This is a genomic window from Clostridium sp. 7_2_43FAA (assembly GCF_000158375.2).
Lineage (GTDB): Bacteria > Bacillota > Clostridia > Clostridiales > Clostridiaceae > Clostridium > Clostridium tertium.
This window is the reverse complement of the sequence record NZ_JH815222.1, coordinates 1784640-1803953: the sequence shown is the minus strand read 5'-3', so window position 1 is coordinate 1803953 and position 19314 is coordinate 1784640. Positions and strand designations below refer to the sequence as shown.

The following is a 19314-nucleotide window of genomic DNA, read 5'->3' as shown; positions in this document are numbered from 1 at the left end:
GCTTGATTTTTCTTAATTAAGCTGTTTTTATGTATTCAGAAAGTAAGTTATAAAACTATAATAGAAAAAATTTAGAATTTATGATATATATAATTAGGAACGATAAAAGCATAATAAACTAAAGTTTAGGAGAAGTAGTTATGAAGAAAGTAGAAATTTTAGCTCCAGCAGGGAGTATGGAAAGTCTTATTGCAGCAATGAACAAAGGTGCTGACGCAGTTTATTTAGGTGGAAATAAATTTTCAGCTAGAGCATATGCATCTAATTTTGATAATGATAATATGATAAAAGCTGTTGATTATGTACATAGCTATGGAGCTAAGGTTTATGTAACATTAAATACTATATTGAAGGAAAATGAAATTGAAGAAGCTGTTAGATATGTAGGATTTTTATATGAAATAGGTGTAGATGCAATAATACTTCAGGATTTAGGTTTATTTAAAAGAATAAAAGAGGACTATCCTGATTTTGAAATACATGCATCTACGCAAATGACTATACATAATGGAGAAGGTGCGCTATTTTTTAAGGAAAGAGGTTTTCATAGGATAGTTTTATCTAGAGAATTATCTGTAGATGAAGTTAAATATATTTCTAAAGATTTAGGAATAGAAACAGAAATATTTGTTCATGGTGCATTATGTATTTCATACTCTGGACAATGCCTTATGAGCTCCATGATAGGTGGTAGAAGTGGAAATAGAGGTAGGTGTGCACAACCTTGCAGAATGGAATATACATTAAAGGGAAATACATCTGGAGAAAGAAAGGCTTATCTTTTAAGTCCTAAGGATACATGCACAATAGAAGACATGAAAGATATTATAGATTCAGGAACTTATTCATTAAAAATAGAGGGAAGAATGAAAAGGGCAGAATATGTTGCTGGAGTAGTAGAAAATTATAAAAATGCAGTAGAAAAGGAATTATATAATACTGAATATAATGTTAGTAAAGGAAAAAGAGAACTGCTACAACTATTTAATAGAGGAGGATTTTCTAAAGCTTATTTACATAAAAATGTTGGAATGGATATGATGAGCTTTAAGCATCCAAGAAATACGGGAGTACCTCTAGGAAAAATAGAGAAAAATGGAGAAATAGTTTTAAAAGAAGATATTGCTTTAGGTGATGGATTTAGGTTTAGGGAAAGTGGATTTTCAATAAATAAAATTATCACTAATGGAAAAGAAGTAAAAGAAGCAAAAAGAGGAGAAAGAGTTAAAATATTTCCAACTGCTTATAAGGTAGGGGATGAGATATTTAAATCATTAGATAAAAAATTATTTGATTCTTTAGAGGATTCTATAAAACCATATAATAGAAAAATTTCCTTAAAAGCAAATGTTACTTTTAAGGTTGCAGAACCATTAAGAATAAGAATAGAATATAATGATAAGAATTATGAATTTTTAGGCGAAGTTGTTGAAAAGGCAGAAAAAAGACCTTTAGAAAAAGATAGAGTTATAGACTCACTATGTAAATCTGGAGAGAGCGCTTTCAAAATAGATGAAATTAATTTTGAGGCTTTTGAGGATGGATTTATAAGAGTTAGTGATTTGAATAACCTAAGAAGAGAGGCTTTAGAAGGAGTTCAAAAATCTATTACAAAATCTTTTAGAAGAAAGAGACCTAAAAATTTAGATAAAGTTGATAATATTAAGAGCAGTGATATAGGTTTAGATATAATATATCAATGTATTACGAGAGAACAGCTTGATACTTTAATAGAAGAAGGTATTAAGGATATAATAGTTGATGTATTTAATAGGGATAAAGATTCTATTAAGGTTAAAGATTTAATAGAAGTATCTCAAAATAAGGAGCTTAATATATATTTAAAGGTTCCAAATATAATAAAGAGTGAATTTAATAATGTAATAAATATAATAGAAAAGGTAAAAGAATATATTAAAGGAATAGTGACTGTTAATGTTGGGATAATTCGTAATTATCAAGATGAAATGATGATAATAGGTGATTATAAACTTAATATAATAAATTCAGAAGCTTTAAAGTTTTATCAAAATGAAATTGATATTCCTACACTAAGTTTAGAGCTTAATAGGAAAGAAATTAAAAATATGCTAAAAGGAAATAAGGGGAATGTACAAGGAATAATATATGGTAAAACTGAGCTTATGATAAGTGAATATTGCCCTATTGGAAGTACTTTTGGTGAAAAGTCATCTTGCAGTGATTGTAATCTTGCATGTACAAGGGATGAGTTTACACTAATAGATAGAATGAATGAAAAATTTAGAGTTATGACTGATATTTTCTGTAGAAGCTATATTTTAAATCCTCATCCATTGAATCTTATTGAGGAAAAAGATGATTTGAAAAATCTTGGAGTAAATTCTTTTAGAGTTGAATTTAGAGATGAAAGCTCTAATGAAGTAAAGAAGGTACTTAGAATGATAAGAGGAGAGGAAAAAGTTAATACTAATAATTATACAAAAGGTCATTATAGAAGAGGGATAGAATAGAGGAGAAAATATGAGTATTATATTACTAAATTATTTACTTTTAGGCGTAGTTTTATTAAACTTATTAGTTATATTAGGAACAAGAAAATTTAAAAAAAATAATAAAATAATAAATGCAAATGCTGAATATAGAAGAGAAGGTATTAAATTATTACAAGATCTTTGGAAAAAGCAAATTATAATGATTGCTATAGGAGTAACGTTATTTTTATTAGCTATATTAATTAAGGAAAATGATAATAAGATTGCAATTAAAACATTTGCAGTTATAAGTAATTTATATGTACTGATTTCAGCATTATTAGCTACCTATAACTATAATAATTTTAATAGAGGCATAGCTAATTTATTAAGCAAAATTAAAGGCTAAGTTAATGAAGAGGAGATATTATGGAAGAAAGAACTCTTAGAGTATTAGAATTTAATAAAATAAAAGAAAAATTAAAAGAATATGCAATAACACATGGTGGAAAAAATCTTATAGATAATCTTATACCTTATGATACTGTATTTGAAGTTAAAAATAAGCTTAAGGAAAGTAATGAAGCATTGGATTTATTAATAACAAAAGGAAATCCTCCATTCGAAGGATTATTTGATGTCAGAGAGGGAGTGGAGAGAGCTAAAAAAGGAGGAGTACTATCAGCAGGTCAATTATTAAAAATTGGTGGTATGCTTAAATGTTCAAGAAGATTTAAGGAATATATATCTAGAAGAGAAGATGAAGTTCCTCATGTCATTTTAGAAGATTTAGCATATATACTAACTCCTATAAAAAATCTTGAAGACATTATAGAAATGTCTATAATTTCTGAAGATGAAATAAGTGATAAAGCAAGTAGTACTTTAAATGGAATAAGAAGAAATTTAAAAGAAAAAAATTCTTCGGTTAGAGATAAAATAAATTCAATTGTAAGAGCAAATGCAAAGTACCTTCAAGATACTTTATATACAATGAGGGGAGATAGGTATGTTTTACCTGTAAAGGCTGAATATAAGGGAGCAGTTCCAGGTCTTGTACATGACCAAAGTTCAACTGGAGCAACATTATTTATTGAGCCTATGAGTCTTGTAAATTTAAATAATGAAATTAAAGAACTTAAACTAAAGGAAAAAGCAGAAATTGAAAGGATATTAATGGATTTATCTAATAGAGTTTATGAAAATATTGAAACTGTTGAATCTAATTATAAGATTCTTACAGAATTAGATTTCATATTTGCAAAAGGGAAATATGCTTCTAGTTTAAATGCTATTTGTCCAGAAGTTAATGAAGATAGAAGTTTTGATATAATTCAAGGAAGACATCCTTTAATTGATCCTAAGGTAGTTGTTCCTTCTGATATTTATTTAGGTAAAGAATTTAATACTTTAATGATTACTGGACCCAATACTGGGGGGAAAACAGTAACGTTAAAGACAGTTGGATTATTACATTTAATGGGACTTAGTGGACTTTTAATACCAGCAAAAGATGCTTCAAGCATAAGCTTTTTCACAAAGATATTTGCTGATATAGGAGATGAACAAAGTATAGAGCAATCCTTATCTACCTTTTCATCTCATATGACTAATATAGTAAAAATAATGAAAGAAGCAGACGATAGTTCATTAGTTTTATTTGATGAATTAGGGTCAGGTACTGATCCAGTTGAAGGTGCAGCTCTAGCAATAGCTATAATAGATACATTAAGAGAGCAAGAAGCTAGGTTAATAGCAACAACACATTATAGTGAATTAAAAGGATATGCTTTAAGAACAGCTGGGATTGAAAATGCATCTGTTGAATTTGATGTTGAAACTTTAAGACCTACTTATAGACTTTTAATTGGTGTTCCAGGAAAATCAAATGCCTTTGAAATTTCAAAGAGATTAGGACTTCAAGACGATGTAATAAATAAAGCTAAAAGTAATATTTCATCAGAAAATCTTCAATTTGAAGATTTAATAAGGGATCTTCAAGAAAAAAGTATTTTAGCTAATAGAGATGCAAGGGAAGCTAAAAGAATAAAAATAGAAGCAGAAGAGCTTAAAAAGAAATATGATGAAAAGTTTAAAAAATTAGAAGAAGTTAGAGATAAAGCGTATAATGAAGCTAGAAGAGAAGCAAAAGATATTATAGCAAAAGCAAAAGATGAAGCAGATGAAATCTTAAAGGCAATGAGAGAACTTGAGAAGCTTGGAATTTCTCAAGGTGGTAGAGCGAGATTAGAAGAAGAAAGAAAGAAACTTAAGGATAGTTTAGAAAAGAAGGAAGAGTCATTATATAAAATAAGAGAAAATACAGGAGAAGTTATTGAAAAAGTAATTTTAGGAATGGATGCATATTTACCTTCTTTAAATCAAAATGTAATAATTATTACAATGCCTGATTCAAGAGGAGAAGTACAAGTAGAAGCAGGTATAATGAAAATAAATGTTAAGTTAAAAGATTTAAGAAAAGTTAATAATACACCAAATAAAAAAGAAAAGAAGAAGAGAGAGCTTAAGTTAAACTTAAAATCAATAGAAAGTAGAGTTGACTTAAGAGGAATGGATGCAGAAGAAGCTTGTTATAAAACAGATAAATATTTAGATGAAGCATATATGGCTAATTTAGGAGAAGTAACAATAGTTCATGGAAAAGGAACAGGAGTTTTAAGAAAAGCTATAAATGATATGTTAAAAAGGCATCCACATGTTAAAAGCTATAGATTAGGCGAATATGGCGAAGGTGGCGATGGAGTAACAATAGCAATTCTTAAATAAAATAATAATTAAAATACTATTAAGATAAGGAAAGACTCGTGTTTTCGAGTCTTTTTTTATGTTATAATTATATAGGAAAAGAGGTGTATATATGTATCTTATAAGTAGTTGTTTATGTGGGGTTAATTGCAAATATAATGGTAGTAATAACTTAAATAGTAAGTGTTTGGATCTTTTTAAAGAAGGTAAAGCCATTTTGATATGTCCTGAACAACTAGGAGGACTCCCTACACCTAGAACTCCAGCAGAAATTCAAGGAGATTCAGAAGGCGTTTTAAATGGTAACAATAAAATTATAACTAAAAAAGGTTTAGACGTTACCAAAGAGTTTTTAAAGGGAGCATATGAGACTTTACATATAGCTAAATTAAGTAAAATAAATAAAGCTATTTTAAAAGAAGGAAGCCCATCATGTGGAGTTAATTATATTTATGATGGGAATTTTAATGGAACAAAAATAAAAGGCAAAGGTTTGACGGCTACTATTCTAGAGAAAAATGGAATAGATATTATAAGTGATATTGACTTGAAGGGAGAATAATTATGGGGATATTAGATATTTTTAGAAAAAGAAAAAGAAAAAATTACGAAGACGATTATGATGAAGAGTATGAAGATGAATATGAAAAAAAGATAGATGATTTAAAAGAGAATGATTATAAAGAAGAACTTAATTATAAAGAAGAAATAGATTTGAAAGTAGAAAAAAATACTATTGAAAATCTTGAAGAAATAAATTTAAAAGAAGAGGTTAAACTATCAAAGGAAGAAATAGATAACATAATTTCCAGTGAGATTTTAAAGGTAATTGAATTATATGATGATTTCGATCAAGTTAGGATAGTAGCAAGAGAAGCAGCAAATAATATAGGAAGAGAATATTTAAGTGAATTACCAAATTACTTAAATGGAAAAATACATAAGCCAAGTAGGTTTATAGATAAGTATAATGAAATAGGAGAGTGGTCTATAGTTGTTGAAAATTCAGTATTAATGATAATTTACAGCTATAAAGAAGATGCAGTTCCTATTCTAGAGAAAGTTTCACAAAGAAATTCAAATTTAAATTTAAAAGCTACAAATTTATTATGCAAGTTAGCAAGTGAAAATGTAAGAACAGAAGAAATAATTAATTCAATTATGAATAATTTAATTGCGTTTAATGATGAAAATAAAATTATTATTTTAGGATTTATGTCTCAAATTAAAGAAAATAATCAAGTAATTGGATTAATCCAACATTTTTATAAGAGTTTTGTAAAGAATGGAGAAATAGAAAATGCTTATAAGACATTAAAGCATTTAATAAATGCAGCAGAAAGATTTACTAAAGGACATTTGAAATTTCTTAAAGCAATAGCTATGGGCAAAAATGTAATTAACTTAGAAGAAATTATGATGATAGAAGAGGATGATCCAAGGACTCTTTCAATTGATAAAATTGATGATTCTTTAAGAATTGATGCAGCGATGACATATTTTACGTTAGATAATAATGATGCTGATATAAATAGCAAGTTATACTATTTAAGTGAATATTCTTTAGATAAAAACTTAAGAGAAAAAATTAAGATTTTATTAAGTGAGTAGAAAATTTATAAAATATAAATTATATTTAAATTTATGTGCACTAATGAATGCTGAAAAGTAATGGAGGGTGGATTTTGAAAAAGCATAAAACAAGCAGAAGAAGGAAAATGTTAAAACGAAGGATTATTTCGTTAACTATTTTGGGAGTTATAATTGGATTGTTTTTATATACTCCTATTAAAATAAAACACTTTAGTTTATTGAACTCCGAAGCAGAAGCTAGTGAGCGATTTAGTCTTCAAATGGAATCTATAAATGATTATAAATATATCAAAGAGAGTTTTAACAATATATATACTACAGATGAAAATATAAATGAAATTAATAAATTTATAGAAAATATTGAAAAGAATTTATCACAAGGGATAACTGAAGAGTTAGAAAGCTTAATTTCAAACTTAAAATCAAAAATAAATGAATTAAGTGCATCAAATCAAATAGAGCTTGAAAATATGTTTAATGATATAAATGAGGACAACCTAAAAGGTTTTTCAAAAGAAGAAATGAATAAGGTTAATGAACTTACTGATGAATACAATCAATTATTTAGTGAGAAAAAATATAAACAAGCTAAAGAAACATTAAATTCATTGATTAATTATATAAATGAAACTAAAAAGGTTGCCAATGAAAGACGTATAAAGGAGACATATGAAGAAAAGTCAAATGAAGATGCAAGTGTAAGGGAGCCTAAATATATAAATGGAATTTTAATTGTAAATAAAGAGTTTGGATTACCGGATAGCTTTGCACCAGGAGAAGGGGCAGAAGCAAGGCAAGCATTTGAAAATATGAAGGCAGATGCAGCTAACGAAGGCATTTATTTAAATGCATTTTCAACTTATAGAAGTTATTGGAGTCAAAATAGACTATATTGGAATTATGTATCGAATTATGGGCAAGATCCTACAGATACATTTTCTGCTAAACCTGGATTTAGTGAACATCAAACAGGGCTTGCTTTTGATATAGGTGGTGTTGATAGATCACTTTGGGCAGAAGAAGATTTTAAATATACTGATGAAGCAAAGTGGCTTAAAGACAATAGTTATAAATATGGATTTATTTTAAGATATCCGGAAGGTAAGGAATGGAAAACTGGATATATGCATGAGTCATGGCACTTTAGATATATTGGAGTTGATCATAGTAAAAACTTTAAAGATAGTGACTTAACTTTAGAAGAATATTTAGGATTATAATAAAAAGGTAATTTGATTTTAAAATGGACCTTATGTCAAGGACAATTTTATTTATCAAATTACCTTTTTATTATTTATAGAAACTATAAAATATTCTTATTTATTTTATAGTAAATAAATAAAACTTATAGGTGTTCTATTTATTTACAATTTTAATGTTTTCTACAGTTAAATCTTCTGTTCCTTGAACATATAAATTAGCTCTTTTTAAATCATGAACATAATCTACAACTTCTTGAGTTATTTCCTCTCCAGGACAAAGTACTGGAATTCCAGGAGGATAAGCAAGTAAGAATTCACCAGAAATTTTACCTATGCTTTCATTTAAAGGAATTGAAATTTTATCACTATAAAAAGCTTCTCTTGGATTAAGTATTTTTGTTGGTATAGCAGGAATATCTAAAAAGTCTTGAACAGGTTCCTTTTTACCATAATAATCATTAGATATTTCTTTAAGTGCAGATAGTAATCTATCCATACCTTCTTTAGTATCTCCAAATGAGCCAACCGCTAAAACATTATAAAAATCAGATAATTCCATTTGAATATGATATTTATCTGCAAGGATCATATCAAGTTCAAATCCTGTTATTCCAAGTTCTCTAGAAGAAATAGTAAGTTTTGTAGGATCAAATGAATATGAACCAGGCTTTCCTAGAACTTCTTCTCCAAAGCAATAGAATCCAGGAATTTTATTTATTTCATCCCTAGTATACTTGCAAAGTTCTATTGTTTTTTGAAGTAAGTCTTTTCCTTCTAAGGCAATTTGTCTTCTAGCACAATCTAAAGATGCCATTATTATATATGATGGAGAAGTTGTCTGCATTAAATTTAAAATTTGTTGAACTCTTTTAGGATCTACATATTTACTTTTAACATGTAGTAAAGATCCTTGAGTCAATGATCCTATTATTTTATGTGTACTTTGAGCACAAATATCAGCACCAGCTTTTAAAGCTGACATAGGTAATTTTTCTGAAAATGCTAAATGAGGACCATGTGCTTCATCTACTATTAATGGAATATCATAGCTATGGACTATATCAGCAATTTTCTTTATGTCGGTTGCAACACCATAATAAGTAGGATTTATAATTAATACAGCTTTAGCATCTGGATTTTCTTTAAGAGTTTTTTCAACAGTTTCAGGAGTTACACCGTGAGCAATTCCTAATTTCTTATCAATTTCAGGTTCCATAAAAACTGGAACAGCGCCACTTAAAATAATACCAGAAGTAACTGATTTATGTACATTTCTAGGAACGATTATTTTATCACCATCATTTACTACTGCAAGGATCATAGCTTGTATAGCACCTGATGTACCGTGAATTGAGAAAAATGAAGCATGTGATTCATAAGCATCAGCTACTAATTCTTGGGCTTTTTTTATAGGTCCAGTAGGATGATGTAAGCTATCAACTAGTTTAAATACTGTAACATCTATTTTAAATGGATTTTCACCTATAAAATTTTTAAATTCTTTATCTATACCTACTCCCTTTTTGTGTCCAGGAACATGAAATGGTAGCGTGTCTCTATCTACATACTCCTTAAGGGCATCAAAAAGAGGAGTTTCATTTTGATTTAATTTATACAATTTAGAACACCTTCTCTCTTATAACTATTATTGGTTATCCAATAAGTTTTATACAAACAATAATATTATATTTTATTAGTTTAAACTATGCAATAAAATACTCACTTTAATTAAAAGAAATATGTAAAATAGTGAAATTTGAATAAAATATAGTTTTTCTGACAACAATATTTGAAGAGAAGCTGAATAATAGGAGGAATTATCTGTGAATAACTTAAACTTAAATAAGAGAGATTCAAACATATCTAACAATGCAAAGAAGCTAAGAAGAGCTGGAAAGGTTCCAGGAATATTATATGGTAAGAGTTTAAATGATTTTATGTTTGAGGTTGGAGAATTAGAATTATGTAGAGAAATTTCTAAAAATGGAGAGCATGGAGTATTGGACTTCGATTTAAATGGATGTGCTCATAAAGCTTTAATTAAAGATGTTCAAAGAGATCCAGTATCACATAAAATAATTCATTTGGACTTAGAAGAATTACAACAAAATCAAAAAATAGTATCTTCTGTACCAATTCATTATGTGGGAGAAAGTCATTTAGGTAAAAGAGGAATGGTATTACAAAAAGAGAAAGATAGTATAAGAGTAGAATGTACAGCGGATACGTTACCAAAACATGTAGATATAAATATCAATAGAAGTGATGATGGATATGTCTATAGAGTAGGAGATTTAGAAATAGCATCTGAACTTTCAATAATTGATGATTTAAATACTGTAATTGCTTCAGTAAGCTACGAAAGAAAAACTGTAAGTGATGATATGGAAGAAATAGCAGAAGAAAATAGTAAAAAGTAATAAAAATAACCTTGAAAAATGTAAAGAGATGCAATATGTTATCCCTTTACATTTTTTTATTCCATAATTAAACTCTTTAGTGTATAATATTACCTGATTATTAGTTTTAGGAGGGGTAGCATGTTATATAGAGAAAAATATAATGATTGGTTAGAATCAAACATAGTTGATGAAAAGATGAAAGATGAATTAAGAGCTATAAAGGACGAAAAGGAAATTGAAGATAGATTTTATAAGGATCTTGAGTTTGGTACAGGTGGACTTAGAGGTGTAATTGGTGCAGGAAGTAATAGAATGAATATATATACTGTTTCCAAAGCAACTCAAGGATTTGCAAATTATTTAAATACAAGATTTGAAAATCCTTCAGTAGCAATAGCATATGATTCTAGAAATATGTCAAAGGAGTTTTCAAAAGCTGCAGCCTTAACTCTTTGTGCAAACAATATCAATGTATATTTATATGAAGGTTTAAGACCAACTCCAATGCTTTCTTTTGCAGTAAGACATTTAAATTGTACTGGTGGTATTGTTGTTACAGCTTCACATAATCCTAAAGAGTATAACGGTTATAAGGTTTATGATGAGTTTGGTGGTCAAGTTACTGATGAAAAAGCTAACATAATAATAAGTGAAGTTAATAAAATAGATAGTTTTGATAAGATAAATACAGTGGATGAGGAAGAAGCTTTAGCAAAAGGATTGCTAAAATATATTGGAGAAGAAGTAGATAAAGCTTATATTGATTCAGTAAAAGGTTTAACTATTAGAAAAGAACTAGTAAAAGAAAATGCTAGTGATTTAAAGGTTATATATACTCCAATACATGGATCAGGAAACATGCCAGTAAGAAGAATTCTTAATGAACTTGGATACACTGGGGTATCAGTAGTTAAAGAACAAGAAATGCCAGATGGAAACTTCCCAACTGCATCATATCCAAATCCAGAAGAACCAGCAGTATTTAAATTAGCATTAGAAATGGCTAAAACTGAAAATCCAGATGTTATTTTTGCAACAGACCCAGATGCAGATAGAATTGGTGTTGTTGTAAAAGATAGTGAAGGTGAATATAGAGTATTAACTGGAAATCAAACAGGATTATTGTTAACTCAATATATTTTAGATGCTTTAAAAGAAGAAGGAAGGCTACCAGAAGATGGAGTTATAATTAAAACTATAGTAACTACAGATGGTGCTAAGAAAATTGCTGAAGCATATAATATTGAGCTTATGGAAGTATTAACTGGATTTAAATATATTGGTGAAAAGATTCAAGGATTTGAAGTTAATAAAGATAAGACTTATATTTTTGGATTTGAAGAAAGTTATGGATATTTAGCAGGAGATTTTGTTAGAGATAAAGATGCTGTAATAGCAGCTATGCTAATAGCAGAAATGACTTTATTCTATAAGGAAAAAGGAAAAAGTCTTTATGATGGTTTAGTAGAGTTATATGAAAAGTATGGATACTTTAAAGAAACTCTAGTATCATTTGAGTTAAAAGGAAAAGAAGGAAGCGAAAAAATATCTAAGTGTATTGATTCTTTGAGAAATGAAAATCTTGTGGAAGTTAATGGAGTTAAGGTAGTTACAAAATATGATTATAAGTTAGGAACTGAAGAAAATATAAGCAGTGGAGATAAAAAAGAAATCGATCTTCCAAAGTCAAATGTTTTAAAGTTCGTTTTAGAAAATGGTGCATGGTTTGTAGTAAGACCTTCAGGAACAGAGCCAAAAATGAAAGCTTATGTTGCTGTTAAGGGAAATAGCCTAAAAGATTCAAAAAGAAAAACTAGAAAGTTTCAAAAATGAAGTAGTAACTTTAATCAATTCTAAGTTAAATTAAATATAAAAAGTTATATAGTTATGATAGTAGGGTAAGTTATTATGTTAATAGCTTACCTTATTTTATATAACAAAGTATAACCTTAAAACTTATAAAATATGAAAGTGCTTTATATAAAATTTCAAGTATATTTGCTTAAAAATGGCTAGTTTTATTAAAGGGGACGTAGTCATTAATTTGGAATGAATAAAAAGCTGTGCAATAAAAACTTATCAAATTACTTCAAGTTACTGTAAGTAAACTTTGTATATTAACTTTCTTATTTGAAAGCTTTTAAAATATATAGTATTATTTATAATAAAGCTATTTTTAAGGAGGTATCTGTATTGGATTATAATGCAGCATTTAAAGAAAAGTTAGGTAAGTTATTATTTTTAGAAATGGATAAAGAGGGGTTTAAAGAAAGTGTACATATTCCTACTTATGTAGATTTTAAAAATAAAGATTTATATTTACCTATTTCTCCAGAATATATAACATCAAATGTTAATAATGAAGTTAAAATTAAAAATTTACCTATATATTATTTTATAGAAGGAATGTTTTTTGCAATAGGAGCAGATGAAAATTTAAGATTTAATGAAGATTATGAAACTATATTAACATATATTAAGGATACAGAAAATTGTATAAAAAGTATAATTTCTAAAAAAATAAATGATGAGAAATTAATAGATGCTTATTTACTTTTAAAAGGATTTTATAGATATTCAAAAGATATGGATGTTATGAAAAAACTTTTATTAGTTGGTGAAAATTTAAGAGAAAAGGATAGTGCTTTTAAAGATATTTTATTGCAAGATATAGAATATTGTGAAGAAAATTCTTTAAAAGTCCCAGAAGCATATCTTTATAAGACTTTGATATTAAAAGATGATGGGGACTTTAAAGGAGCAAATGTTGCAATTAATGAGTATTTAAATAATGGTGGTAAAAAAACAGAAGAGGTAAGTATATTAATTGATGATATAACTAATATATCAAATTATGAAATTGCAATAGAACATTTAAAAGACGATCCAGTTAAAACAGTAAAATTATTACTTGAATTACTAGAAAAATTTGAAAATAATCCATTGGTTTATTATTATTTAGGTGTTGCTTATAGAAAACTTGAAAATTATGAAAAAGCTATTTATTATTTAAATGAAAGTTTAGGAAGAGAAAGTGGAATATATGAAGTAGTTGTAGAGCTTGGAATAAACTATGCGTGTATAAATGACTTTGAAAGTGCAATTAAATACTTTAAGAAGGCTTTTGAAGTTACAAAAGAAGTAGAAATATGTACAAATATTGTTATGTGCTATATGAATTTAAATAATTTAGAAGAAGCTAAATTGCATCTTGATATAGCTAAAAAATTAGATCCAGAAGATGAAATTGTAAAAGACTTAGAAAAGATGTTAAACAAATAGTTATATTTTGCGAAGCAAAATAGTGAAGAGTGAAATAGTTAATAGGGAAAAAGTTAAGGAGAAAATCCTTACAGGATTTTTTTGAATAAAAGGTGTTTTGCACTTATAGATTAAATTTTGCGTAGCAAAATATCCTAAGCTTTTAACTCTTTCACTCCTAACTTTTCACTAATAAATTGCTTCGCAATTTTTAACTTTAGTAAGTTAGATAAATATGGTATTATAATTATGAATAATTTTACTTATGTATTATTAAGGAGAAAAGATGAAAGATAATGATTTTATTAATGTATTAGGATATAAAGTATATAAAAATAAATTACTAGATGCTTTAAAATATATTGATAAGTTTGATAAGGTTCATATAATATCAGGAAATCCAGAAGTGCTATACACAGGACTTTATAATAAGGAATTATTAGAAAACTTTAAAAGTGATAAAGCATTTATAATACCAGATGGTGTGGGCCTTCAAATTGCAGCTAAATACTTAAAGACTCCTGTTGAAGAAAAAATAGCAGGAATAGATTTAATGAAAGGAATAATAAAAAAGTGTTCAAAGGAGAATAAAGGGATATATTTATTAGGAACAAGTGATGAAAATCTTAATGCTTGTGTTGCAAATTTAATTGTTAAGTATCCAAATATAAATATTGTTGGATATAGGAATGGTTTTTTTGATATAGATAAAGTAAATGAAATATTAAATGATATAAAAGAAAAAGAACCATATGCGATTTTTGTAGCTATGGGCTGTCCAAGACAAGAAGAGTTTATAGTAAGATATATGGAAGAGTTACCATGTAAAATCTTTATGGGAGTTGGCGGAAGCTTTGATGTGATTGCAGAAAAGGTTAATAGAGCACCTAAGTGGATGATAAAACTTGGATTAGAGTGGCTCTATAGGGTTTCAAAGGAGCCATGGAGGATAAAGAGACTTGGAAGTATTCCTAAGTTTTTATTGCTTGTTGCTAAAAATAAAAAGGTGAAGTATGAGTAAAAATAAGATTTTTAAAGCAACTTTTATAGTAATGGCTATGACTTTATTAAGTAGAATAATAGGTTTTGGTAGAGATATGTTAGCAGCATATCACTTTGGGGTAGAAGGTTCTTATGACATATATGTTGCTTCAGTTGCAATACCTGAGTCGGTATTTATGATAGTTGGGCTTGCAATATCAACTACCTTTATACCAATGTTAAGTGAAATTAAACATAATAAAAGTAAAGAAGAGATGTTTAAGTTTTCAAATAATGTTATTACTATTTTAAGTATATTATCAATATTTATAATTATCTTAGGATTAATATTTACAAAGGAAATAGTTAATATTTTTGTGCCTAAGTTCACTATAGAGCAAATTGAGCTAACTATATTTTTAACTAGAATAACTTTAATAAATATAGTTTTATTATGTGTTAATGCTTGTTTTTTATCAATACTACAAGTGTGTGAAGATTTTATTGTCCCATCAATATTAGGATTGTTTTTTAATTTTCCAATAATAGTTTATTTAGCTTTTTTTGGAGAGGTAAGTATTATAGGGTTAACTATTGCAAATATATTAGGAAATTTATTAAGAGTATTAGTTCAAATCCCATCTTTATATAAGCAAGGTTATAAATTAAAGTTATATATAGATTTGAAAGATGAAAAGCTTAGAAATATGATGATTTTAATACTTCCAGTTATAGTTGGAGCTGGAGCAAATTCAATTAATATGTTAGTAGATAAAAGCTTGGCATCAGGATTAACTACAGGTGCAATGGCCTCATTAGAATACTCTCAAAGAATAGTTACATTTGCAAATACAGCAATAACAACATCAATAGTATCAGTAGTTTATCCTTTAATGGCAAATAGATTGAATGCTGGAGATAATACTGGATTTATAAAATATTTAACTAAATCAATAGTAATAATATGCTTATTTTTAATTCCTATAACTTTTGGAATGCTATTTTTAAGTAAAGAAATAGTTGCAGTATTTTATGAAAGAGGAAAATTTGATTCAAGTGCGGTTATTTTAACTTCTATGGCATTGCTTGGATATTCCTTGCAACTACCTTTTGCAGGAATAAGAGATATCTTAAATTCTTCATTATTTTCAATGAAAAAAACAAAACTTACTACCATTAATGGAATAATAGGTGTTGTTATAAATATACTTTTAAGTATAATTTTATCTAAATACATAGGGGTACTGGGGATAGCGATAGCTACATCTGTATCATCTTTAGTAATAGCTTTATTATTATTAAATTCAACTAGAAAGTTAGTTGGAAACTTTAATGTAAAAGAAGTTATTATAAAGATTAGCAAAGTTATACTAAGCTCATCATTAATGATTTTAATTCTTTATTTTGTAAATAATTTATTAGGAATAGAAAGTCCTTTTATTATTATTTTAATTGACGGAAGCCTTGGAGCAATATTATTTATGATTATGTGTAAAATTTTAAAAATAGAAGAATTTGATGAGGCTTTAAATATGATAAAAGGAAAAGTTAAGAAGGAGGTTTAAATTAATAAAATGAAAATATTATTTATTGCATGTTATTCACCATTAATTAACAACTCAGCATCGATTGAAACTCTTCAATATTTAAATAATTTAGCAAAAATTAAGGAGAATACTATTCATTTATTAACTGTAAACTTTCCTTCAAATTCAATTTATTATGATGAACATATATTTAATATGTTAGATAAGAGAATTAAATTACATATAATTTCAGGTGGAAAGTTATTTGAAGCAATAATGCCAAGAAAAACTAAAGAAACAGCAGTTGTTAATGCTAGTTTAGGAAAGATTAAAGTTAAAGGCGCTTTAAGAAAGGTGAAAAAGATACTTGCAGTGCCAGATATGTATTTATATTGGGCTTTTAGAGCAAGTAAATATGGCATTGAGCTTATGAAAAAAGAAAAATTTGATGTTATGTTTTCTATGCATGAACCTCCATCTAGTCATATATGTGCATATAAAATTAAGAAGAAGTTTCCTAGTCTTAAATGGATAACATATTGGAGTGATCCTTGGCTTAAAGATTCTACTAGAGAGTCATCTAGTTTAATAAGAAGAAATTTTGAGGGAAATTATGAAAGAAATATAATTTCTTTAGCTGATAAATATATTTTTGTTACAAATGCTAATAGGGATGATTATATAGAAACCTATAACATAAAAAAAGAAGATACTTACATTATAACAAGAGGCTATGATGAAAAAATATATTCAGATATAAAAGAAAAGGAAAATCCAAAATTAATTGATAATAAGAAGATAAATATAGTTTATACTGGAGAAATCTTTTCAAAGCTTAGGGATGTTAGACCATTTATTAAAGTTATAAATAAACTTAAAGTGGAAAATAATAAGCTATATGAAAGTTTAAATATACTTTTCTTTGGAAATATAGACGATGAAAATATTAAAAATGAATTATCAAGTATAAGTAATGTGAAAGTATCAAATAGAATACCTTATAGAGAAGCACTAGCATATATGGTTAATGCTGATATATTATTGCTTTTTGGCAATAAAAATTCAAAGCAAATACCAGCTAAAATATATGATTACTTTGGTTGTAATGGATATGTTCTAGTTGTTTTAGGTGATAAAAATGATCCTATAACTGATGTAGTAAATAATTTAGATAAGTGTAGTATAGCTTTAAATAATGAACAAGAGATTTATAAAAGTATTTCTGAATTATCACAAAAGATTTTAATGGGAAGCAAATCAAATCCAATTAAAGAGTATGAGTGGGAAAACATATCTAAAAGATTAAATTCCATTTTGAAGGGGGAGTAGTTATGCATGTTATGTTTATACCGTCGTGGTATCATAATAAAAGAAACCCCGTGCATGGAAGCTTTTTTAAAGAACAAGCGATAGCACTTAAGGAACGTGGAATAAAAATTACTATTGCTTATAATGAGATTTGGCCATTAACATTAGCTTTTAAGGTAAAAGAAAAAATAGGGTTAAATTATAGTGTTGAAGAAGGCTTAAAAACATATAGATATAAAAATTTTAATTATCTTCCTAAGAATCCTATGATGTTTAAAGTATTTAATAGGAGATTAGAGAAGTTATATAAAGAAGTAGTGAAAAAAGAAGGTAAAGTAGATTTAATACATTGCCAATCTTCATTTTGGGCAGGAATAAGTGCTAATTATATTTCAAAAAAGTATAATATACCATTAATAATAACCGAACATTCTTCTTTGGAGAAAGCAATATATATAAAAGAAAGTTATAAACCTTTAATAAAAGAATCTTATTTAGAAGCAGATGAATTAATAGCTGTTGGTAATGGGCTAAAGAAAGAAATATCAAAATTTTGTGGAAGAAAAGATATAAAGGTTATACATAACTTAATACCTATAGAAAATTTCTATATAAGTAAAAATAAAAATAAAAATTTCACTTTTTTTTCTTTAGCATTTTTGGAAGGTGAAAAAGGGATGGATACTCTTATAAGATCATATGCTAAATACTTAAAGGAAAGTAATTCTAAGCTTCTAATAGGTGGAGATGGAAGTCAAAAGGATTTTTTAATTAAACTATGCGAAGAGTTGGAGATAAAAAATCAAGTAGAATTTTTGGGCGCTCTGTCTAGGAAAGAAGTTTCGCATTATATGAGTATATGTGATTCTTTTGTATTAGCCTCAAGATACGAAACATTTGGAGTTGTTTATATTGAAGCTTTAGCATCAGGAAAACCAATAATAGGAACTTATAATGGTGGGGCTGAAGATATTATAAATTCTAAAAATGGATTGATTGTTAAAGTTGACGATGTTGATGAATTAGGGAATGCAATGAAATATATAATGGAAAATAGTAATTCTTATAATGCAGAAGATATAAGAATAGACTGTATAGAAAAATTCTCTAAAGAAAAAATAACAAATGAAATACTAGAAATTTATAATTTAGTATTAGATAGGAGAAGTTAATTATGTTGTTTAAAGATTATACTGTAGATAAATTTATATTAGAATTATCTTCAGATGCGCCTTCTCCAGGAGGTGGAAGTACTGCTGCATTAGTAGCGGCGTTATCTAGTAGTTTAAACTCTATGGTTTACTCATTAACAATAGGTAAAAAGGTTTTTGAAAAATTAAGTGACAATGAAAAAAATAAAATGGTTAAACTACAAGAAGAAGCTAAAGAGTTTATTAAGAAAGCTCAAAATTTCATGGAACAAGATAGAGATGATTTTTTAAGTTTAATGGATAGCTATAAATTACCTAAGAATAATGAAGAGGAAATTATAATAAGGAAAGAAAAAATTAAAGAAAACACCATGAAAGCAATGAAAACACCGTTATTATTAGCAGAAGAGTGTATTAAGTTTTATGATAATATTGAATTTGCAATTAAACATGGTAATAAAAATTTGATTTCTGATGCTGGTGTTGCAACTGTTTTATTACACTCAGCAATAGAAAGTTCAATAATTAATGTAAAAGTTAATTTGAACTTTTTAAAGGAAGAAGAATTTTGTGAAGAAATAGAAAATAAATGTAAGAGTATCCTTAATATTTCTTATGTGAAAAAATGTAATTTAATGAATGAAGTTGAAAATATAATATATCCTTAAAAA

Annotated in this window: 14 protein-coding genes and 1 pseudogene; 14 read left to right on the top strand and 1 reads right to left on the bottom strand. The window is 27.1% G+C overall.

Going from position 1 to position 19314, the window contains the following annotated elements; all coding sequences use genetic code 11:
- Nucleotides 1–140: 140 nt before the first annotated feature.
- The 6 genes from CSBG_RS10110 to CSBG_RS10090 all read left to right on the top strand — a co-directional run bounded on the left by CSBG_RS10110 (nt 141) and on the right by CSBG_RS10090 (nt 8032).
- The gene (locus tag CSBG_RS10110) at nt 141–2492 is read left to right on the top strand and encodes a U32 family peptidase (RefSeq protein WP_008679219.1); all 2352 of its coding nucleotides are present in this window, start codon (nt 141–143) and stop codon (nt 2490–2492) included.
- Between the two features lie 10 nt (nt 2493–2502).
- On the top strand, nt 2503–2862 hold the full coding sequence (locus CSBG_RS10105; RefSeq protein WP_008679218.1) for a hypothetical protein: 360 nt from the start codon (nt 2503–2505) through the stop codon (nt 2860–2862).
- Nucleotides 2863–2882: 20 nt separating this feature from the next.
- Nucleotides 2883–5240 carry an endonuclease MutS2 gene (locus tag CSBG_RS10100; protein ID WP_008679216.1) on the top strand — a complete coding sequence of 786 codons (2358 nt, stop codon included), beginning with the start codon at nt 2883–2885 and terminating at the stop codon, nt 5238–5240.
- A 91-nt stretch (nt 5241–5331) separates the two neighbouring features.
- Nucleotides 5332–5781, top strand: coding sequence for a DUF523 domain-containing protein (locus tag CSBG_RS10095; protein ID WP_008679214.1), 450 nt, complete (start codon nt 5332–5334; stop codon nt 5779–5781).
- Nucleotides 5782–5783: 2 nt separating this feature from the next.
- Complete coding sequence (locus CSBG_RS17745; RefSeq protein ID WP_008679212.1) at nt 5784–6830, top strand: hypothetical protein; 1047 nt, start codon at nt 5784–5786, stop codon at nt 6828–6830.
- 74 nt (nt 6831–6904) lie between these two features.
- Nucleotides 6905–8032, top strand: a complete 1128-nt coding sequence (locus CSBG_RS10090; RefSeq protein ID WP_008679210.1) for a D-alanyl-D-alanine carboxypeptidase family protein — start codon at nt 6905–6907, stop codon at nt 8030–8032.
- A 136-nt stretch (nt 8033–8168) separates the two neighbouring features.
- Here the strand turns inward: CSBG_RS10090 and CSBG_RS10085 are convergent, their stop codons facing one another.
- Entirely contained in the window at nt 8169–9632 is a 1464-nt protein-coding gene (locus CSBG_RS10085; RefSeq protein WP_008679209.1) for an aminotransferase class I/II-fold pyridoxal phosphate-dependent enzyme, read from the bottom strand.
- A 205-nt stretch (nt 9633–9837) separates the two neighbouring features.
- Here CSBG_RS10085 and CSBG_RS10080 point away from each other — a divergent pair, with 205 nt between their 5' ends.
- The 8 genes and pseudogenes from CSBG_RS10080 (at nt 9838) to CSBG_RS10045 (ending at nt 19311) form a co-directional block, all read left to right on the top strand.
- The gene (locus CSBG_RS10080) at nt 9838–10434 is read left to right on the top strand and encodes a 50S ribosomal protein L25 (protein WP_008679208.1); all 597 of its coding nucleotides are present in this window, start codon (nt 9838–9840) and stop codon (nt 10432–10434) included.
- A 120-nt stretch (nt 10435–10554) separates the two neighbouring features.
- Nucleotides 10555–12283, top strand: a pseudogene (locus tag CSBG_RS10075) (phospho-sugar mutase).
- A 380-nt stretch (nt 12284–12663) separates the two neighbouring features.
- Complete coding sequence (locus tag CSBG_RS10070) at nt 12664–13698, top strand: tetratricopeptide repeat protein (RefSeq protein WP_051005317.1); 1035 nt, start codon at nt 12664–12666, stop codon at nt 13696–13698.
- 265 nt (nt 13699–13963) lie between these two features.
- On the top strand, nt 13964–14698 hold the full coding sequence (locus CSBG_RS10065; RefSeq protein WP_008679205.1) for a WecB/TagA/CpsF family glycosyltransferase: 735 nt from the start codon (nt 13964–13966) through the stop codon (nt 14696–14698).
- Nucleotides 14691–16223, top strand: coding sequence for a murein biosynthesis integral membrane protein MurJ (gene murJ, locus CSBG_RS10060; protein WP_008679204.1), 1533 nt, complete (start codon nt 14691–14693; stop codon nt 16221–16223). Before CSBG_RS10065 ends, murJ begins: the two co-directional genes overlap by 8 nt.
- Before the next feature lie 9 nt (nt 16224–16232).
- On the top strand, nt 16233–17513 hold the full coding sequence (locus CSBG_RS10055; RefSeq protein WP_008679203.1) for a glycosyltransferase: 1281 nt from the start codon (nt 16233–16235) through the stop codon (nt 17511–17513).
- Nucleotides 17514–17515: 2 nt separating this feature from the next.
- Complete coding sequence (locus CSBG_RS10050; RefSeq protein ID WP_008679201.1) at nt 17516–18664, top strand: glycosyltransferase; 1149 nt, start codon at nt 17516–17518, stop codon at nt 18662–18664.
- A gap of 2 nt (nt 18665–18666) precedes the next feature.
- Nucleotides 18667–19311, top strand: coding sequence for a cyclodeaminase/cyclohydrolase family protein (locus tag CSBG_RS10045; RefSeq protein WP_008679199.1), 645 nt, complete (start codon nt 18667–18669; stop codon nt 19309–19311).
- Nucleotides 19312–19314 lie beyond the last annotated feature (3 nt).

Coding starts and splice junctions, on each gene's coding strand:
- CSBG_RS10105 (WP_008679218.1), top strand. CDS start 2,503: ATGAGTATTATATTACTAAATTATTTACTTTTAGGCGTAGTTTTATTA.
- CSBG_RS10110 (WP_008679219.1), top strand. CDS start 141: ATGAAGAAAGTAGAAATTTTAGCTCCAGCAGGGAGTATGGAAAGTCTT.
- CSBG_RS10095 (WP_008679214.1), top strand. CDS start 5,332: ATGTATCTTATAAGTAGTTGTTTATGTGGGGTTAATTGCAAATATAAT.
- CSBG_RS17745 (WP_008679212.1), top strand. CDS start 5,784: ATGGGGATATTAGATATTTTTAGAAAAAGAAAAAGAAAAAATTACGAA.
- CSBG_RS10100 (WP_008679216.1), top strand. CDS start 2,883: ATGGAAGAAAGAACTCTTAGAGTATTAGAATTTAATAAAATAAAAGAA.
- CSBG_RS10065 (WP_008679205.1), top strand. CDS start 13,964: ATGAAAGATAATGATTTTATTAATGTATTAGGATATAAAGTATATAAA.
- CSBG_RS10050 (WP_008679201.1), top strand. CDS start 17,516: ATGCATGTTATGTTTATACCGTCGTGGTATCATAATAAAAGAAACCCC.
- CSBG_RS10045 (WP_008679199.1), top strand. CDS start 18,667: ATGTTGTTTAAAGATTATACTGTAGATAAATTTATATTAGAATTATCT.
- murJ (WP_008679204.1), top strand. CDS start 14,691: ATGAGTAAAAATAAGATTTTTAAAGCAACTTTTATAGTAATGGCTATG.
- CSBG_RS10070 (WP_051005317.1), top strand. CDS start 12,664: ATGGATAAAGAGGGGTTTAAAGAAAGTGTACATATTCCTACTTATGTA.
- CSBG_RS10055 (WP_008679203.1), top strand. CDS start 16,233: ATGAAAATATTATTTATTGCATGTTATTCACCATTAATTAACAACTCA.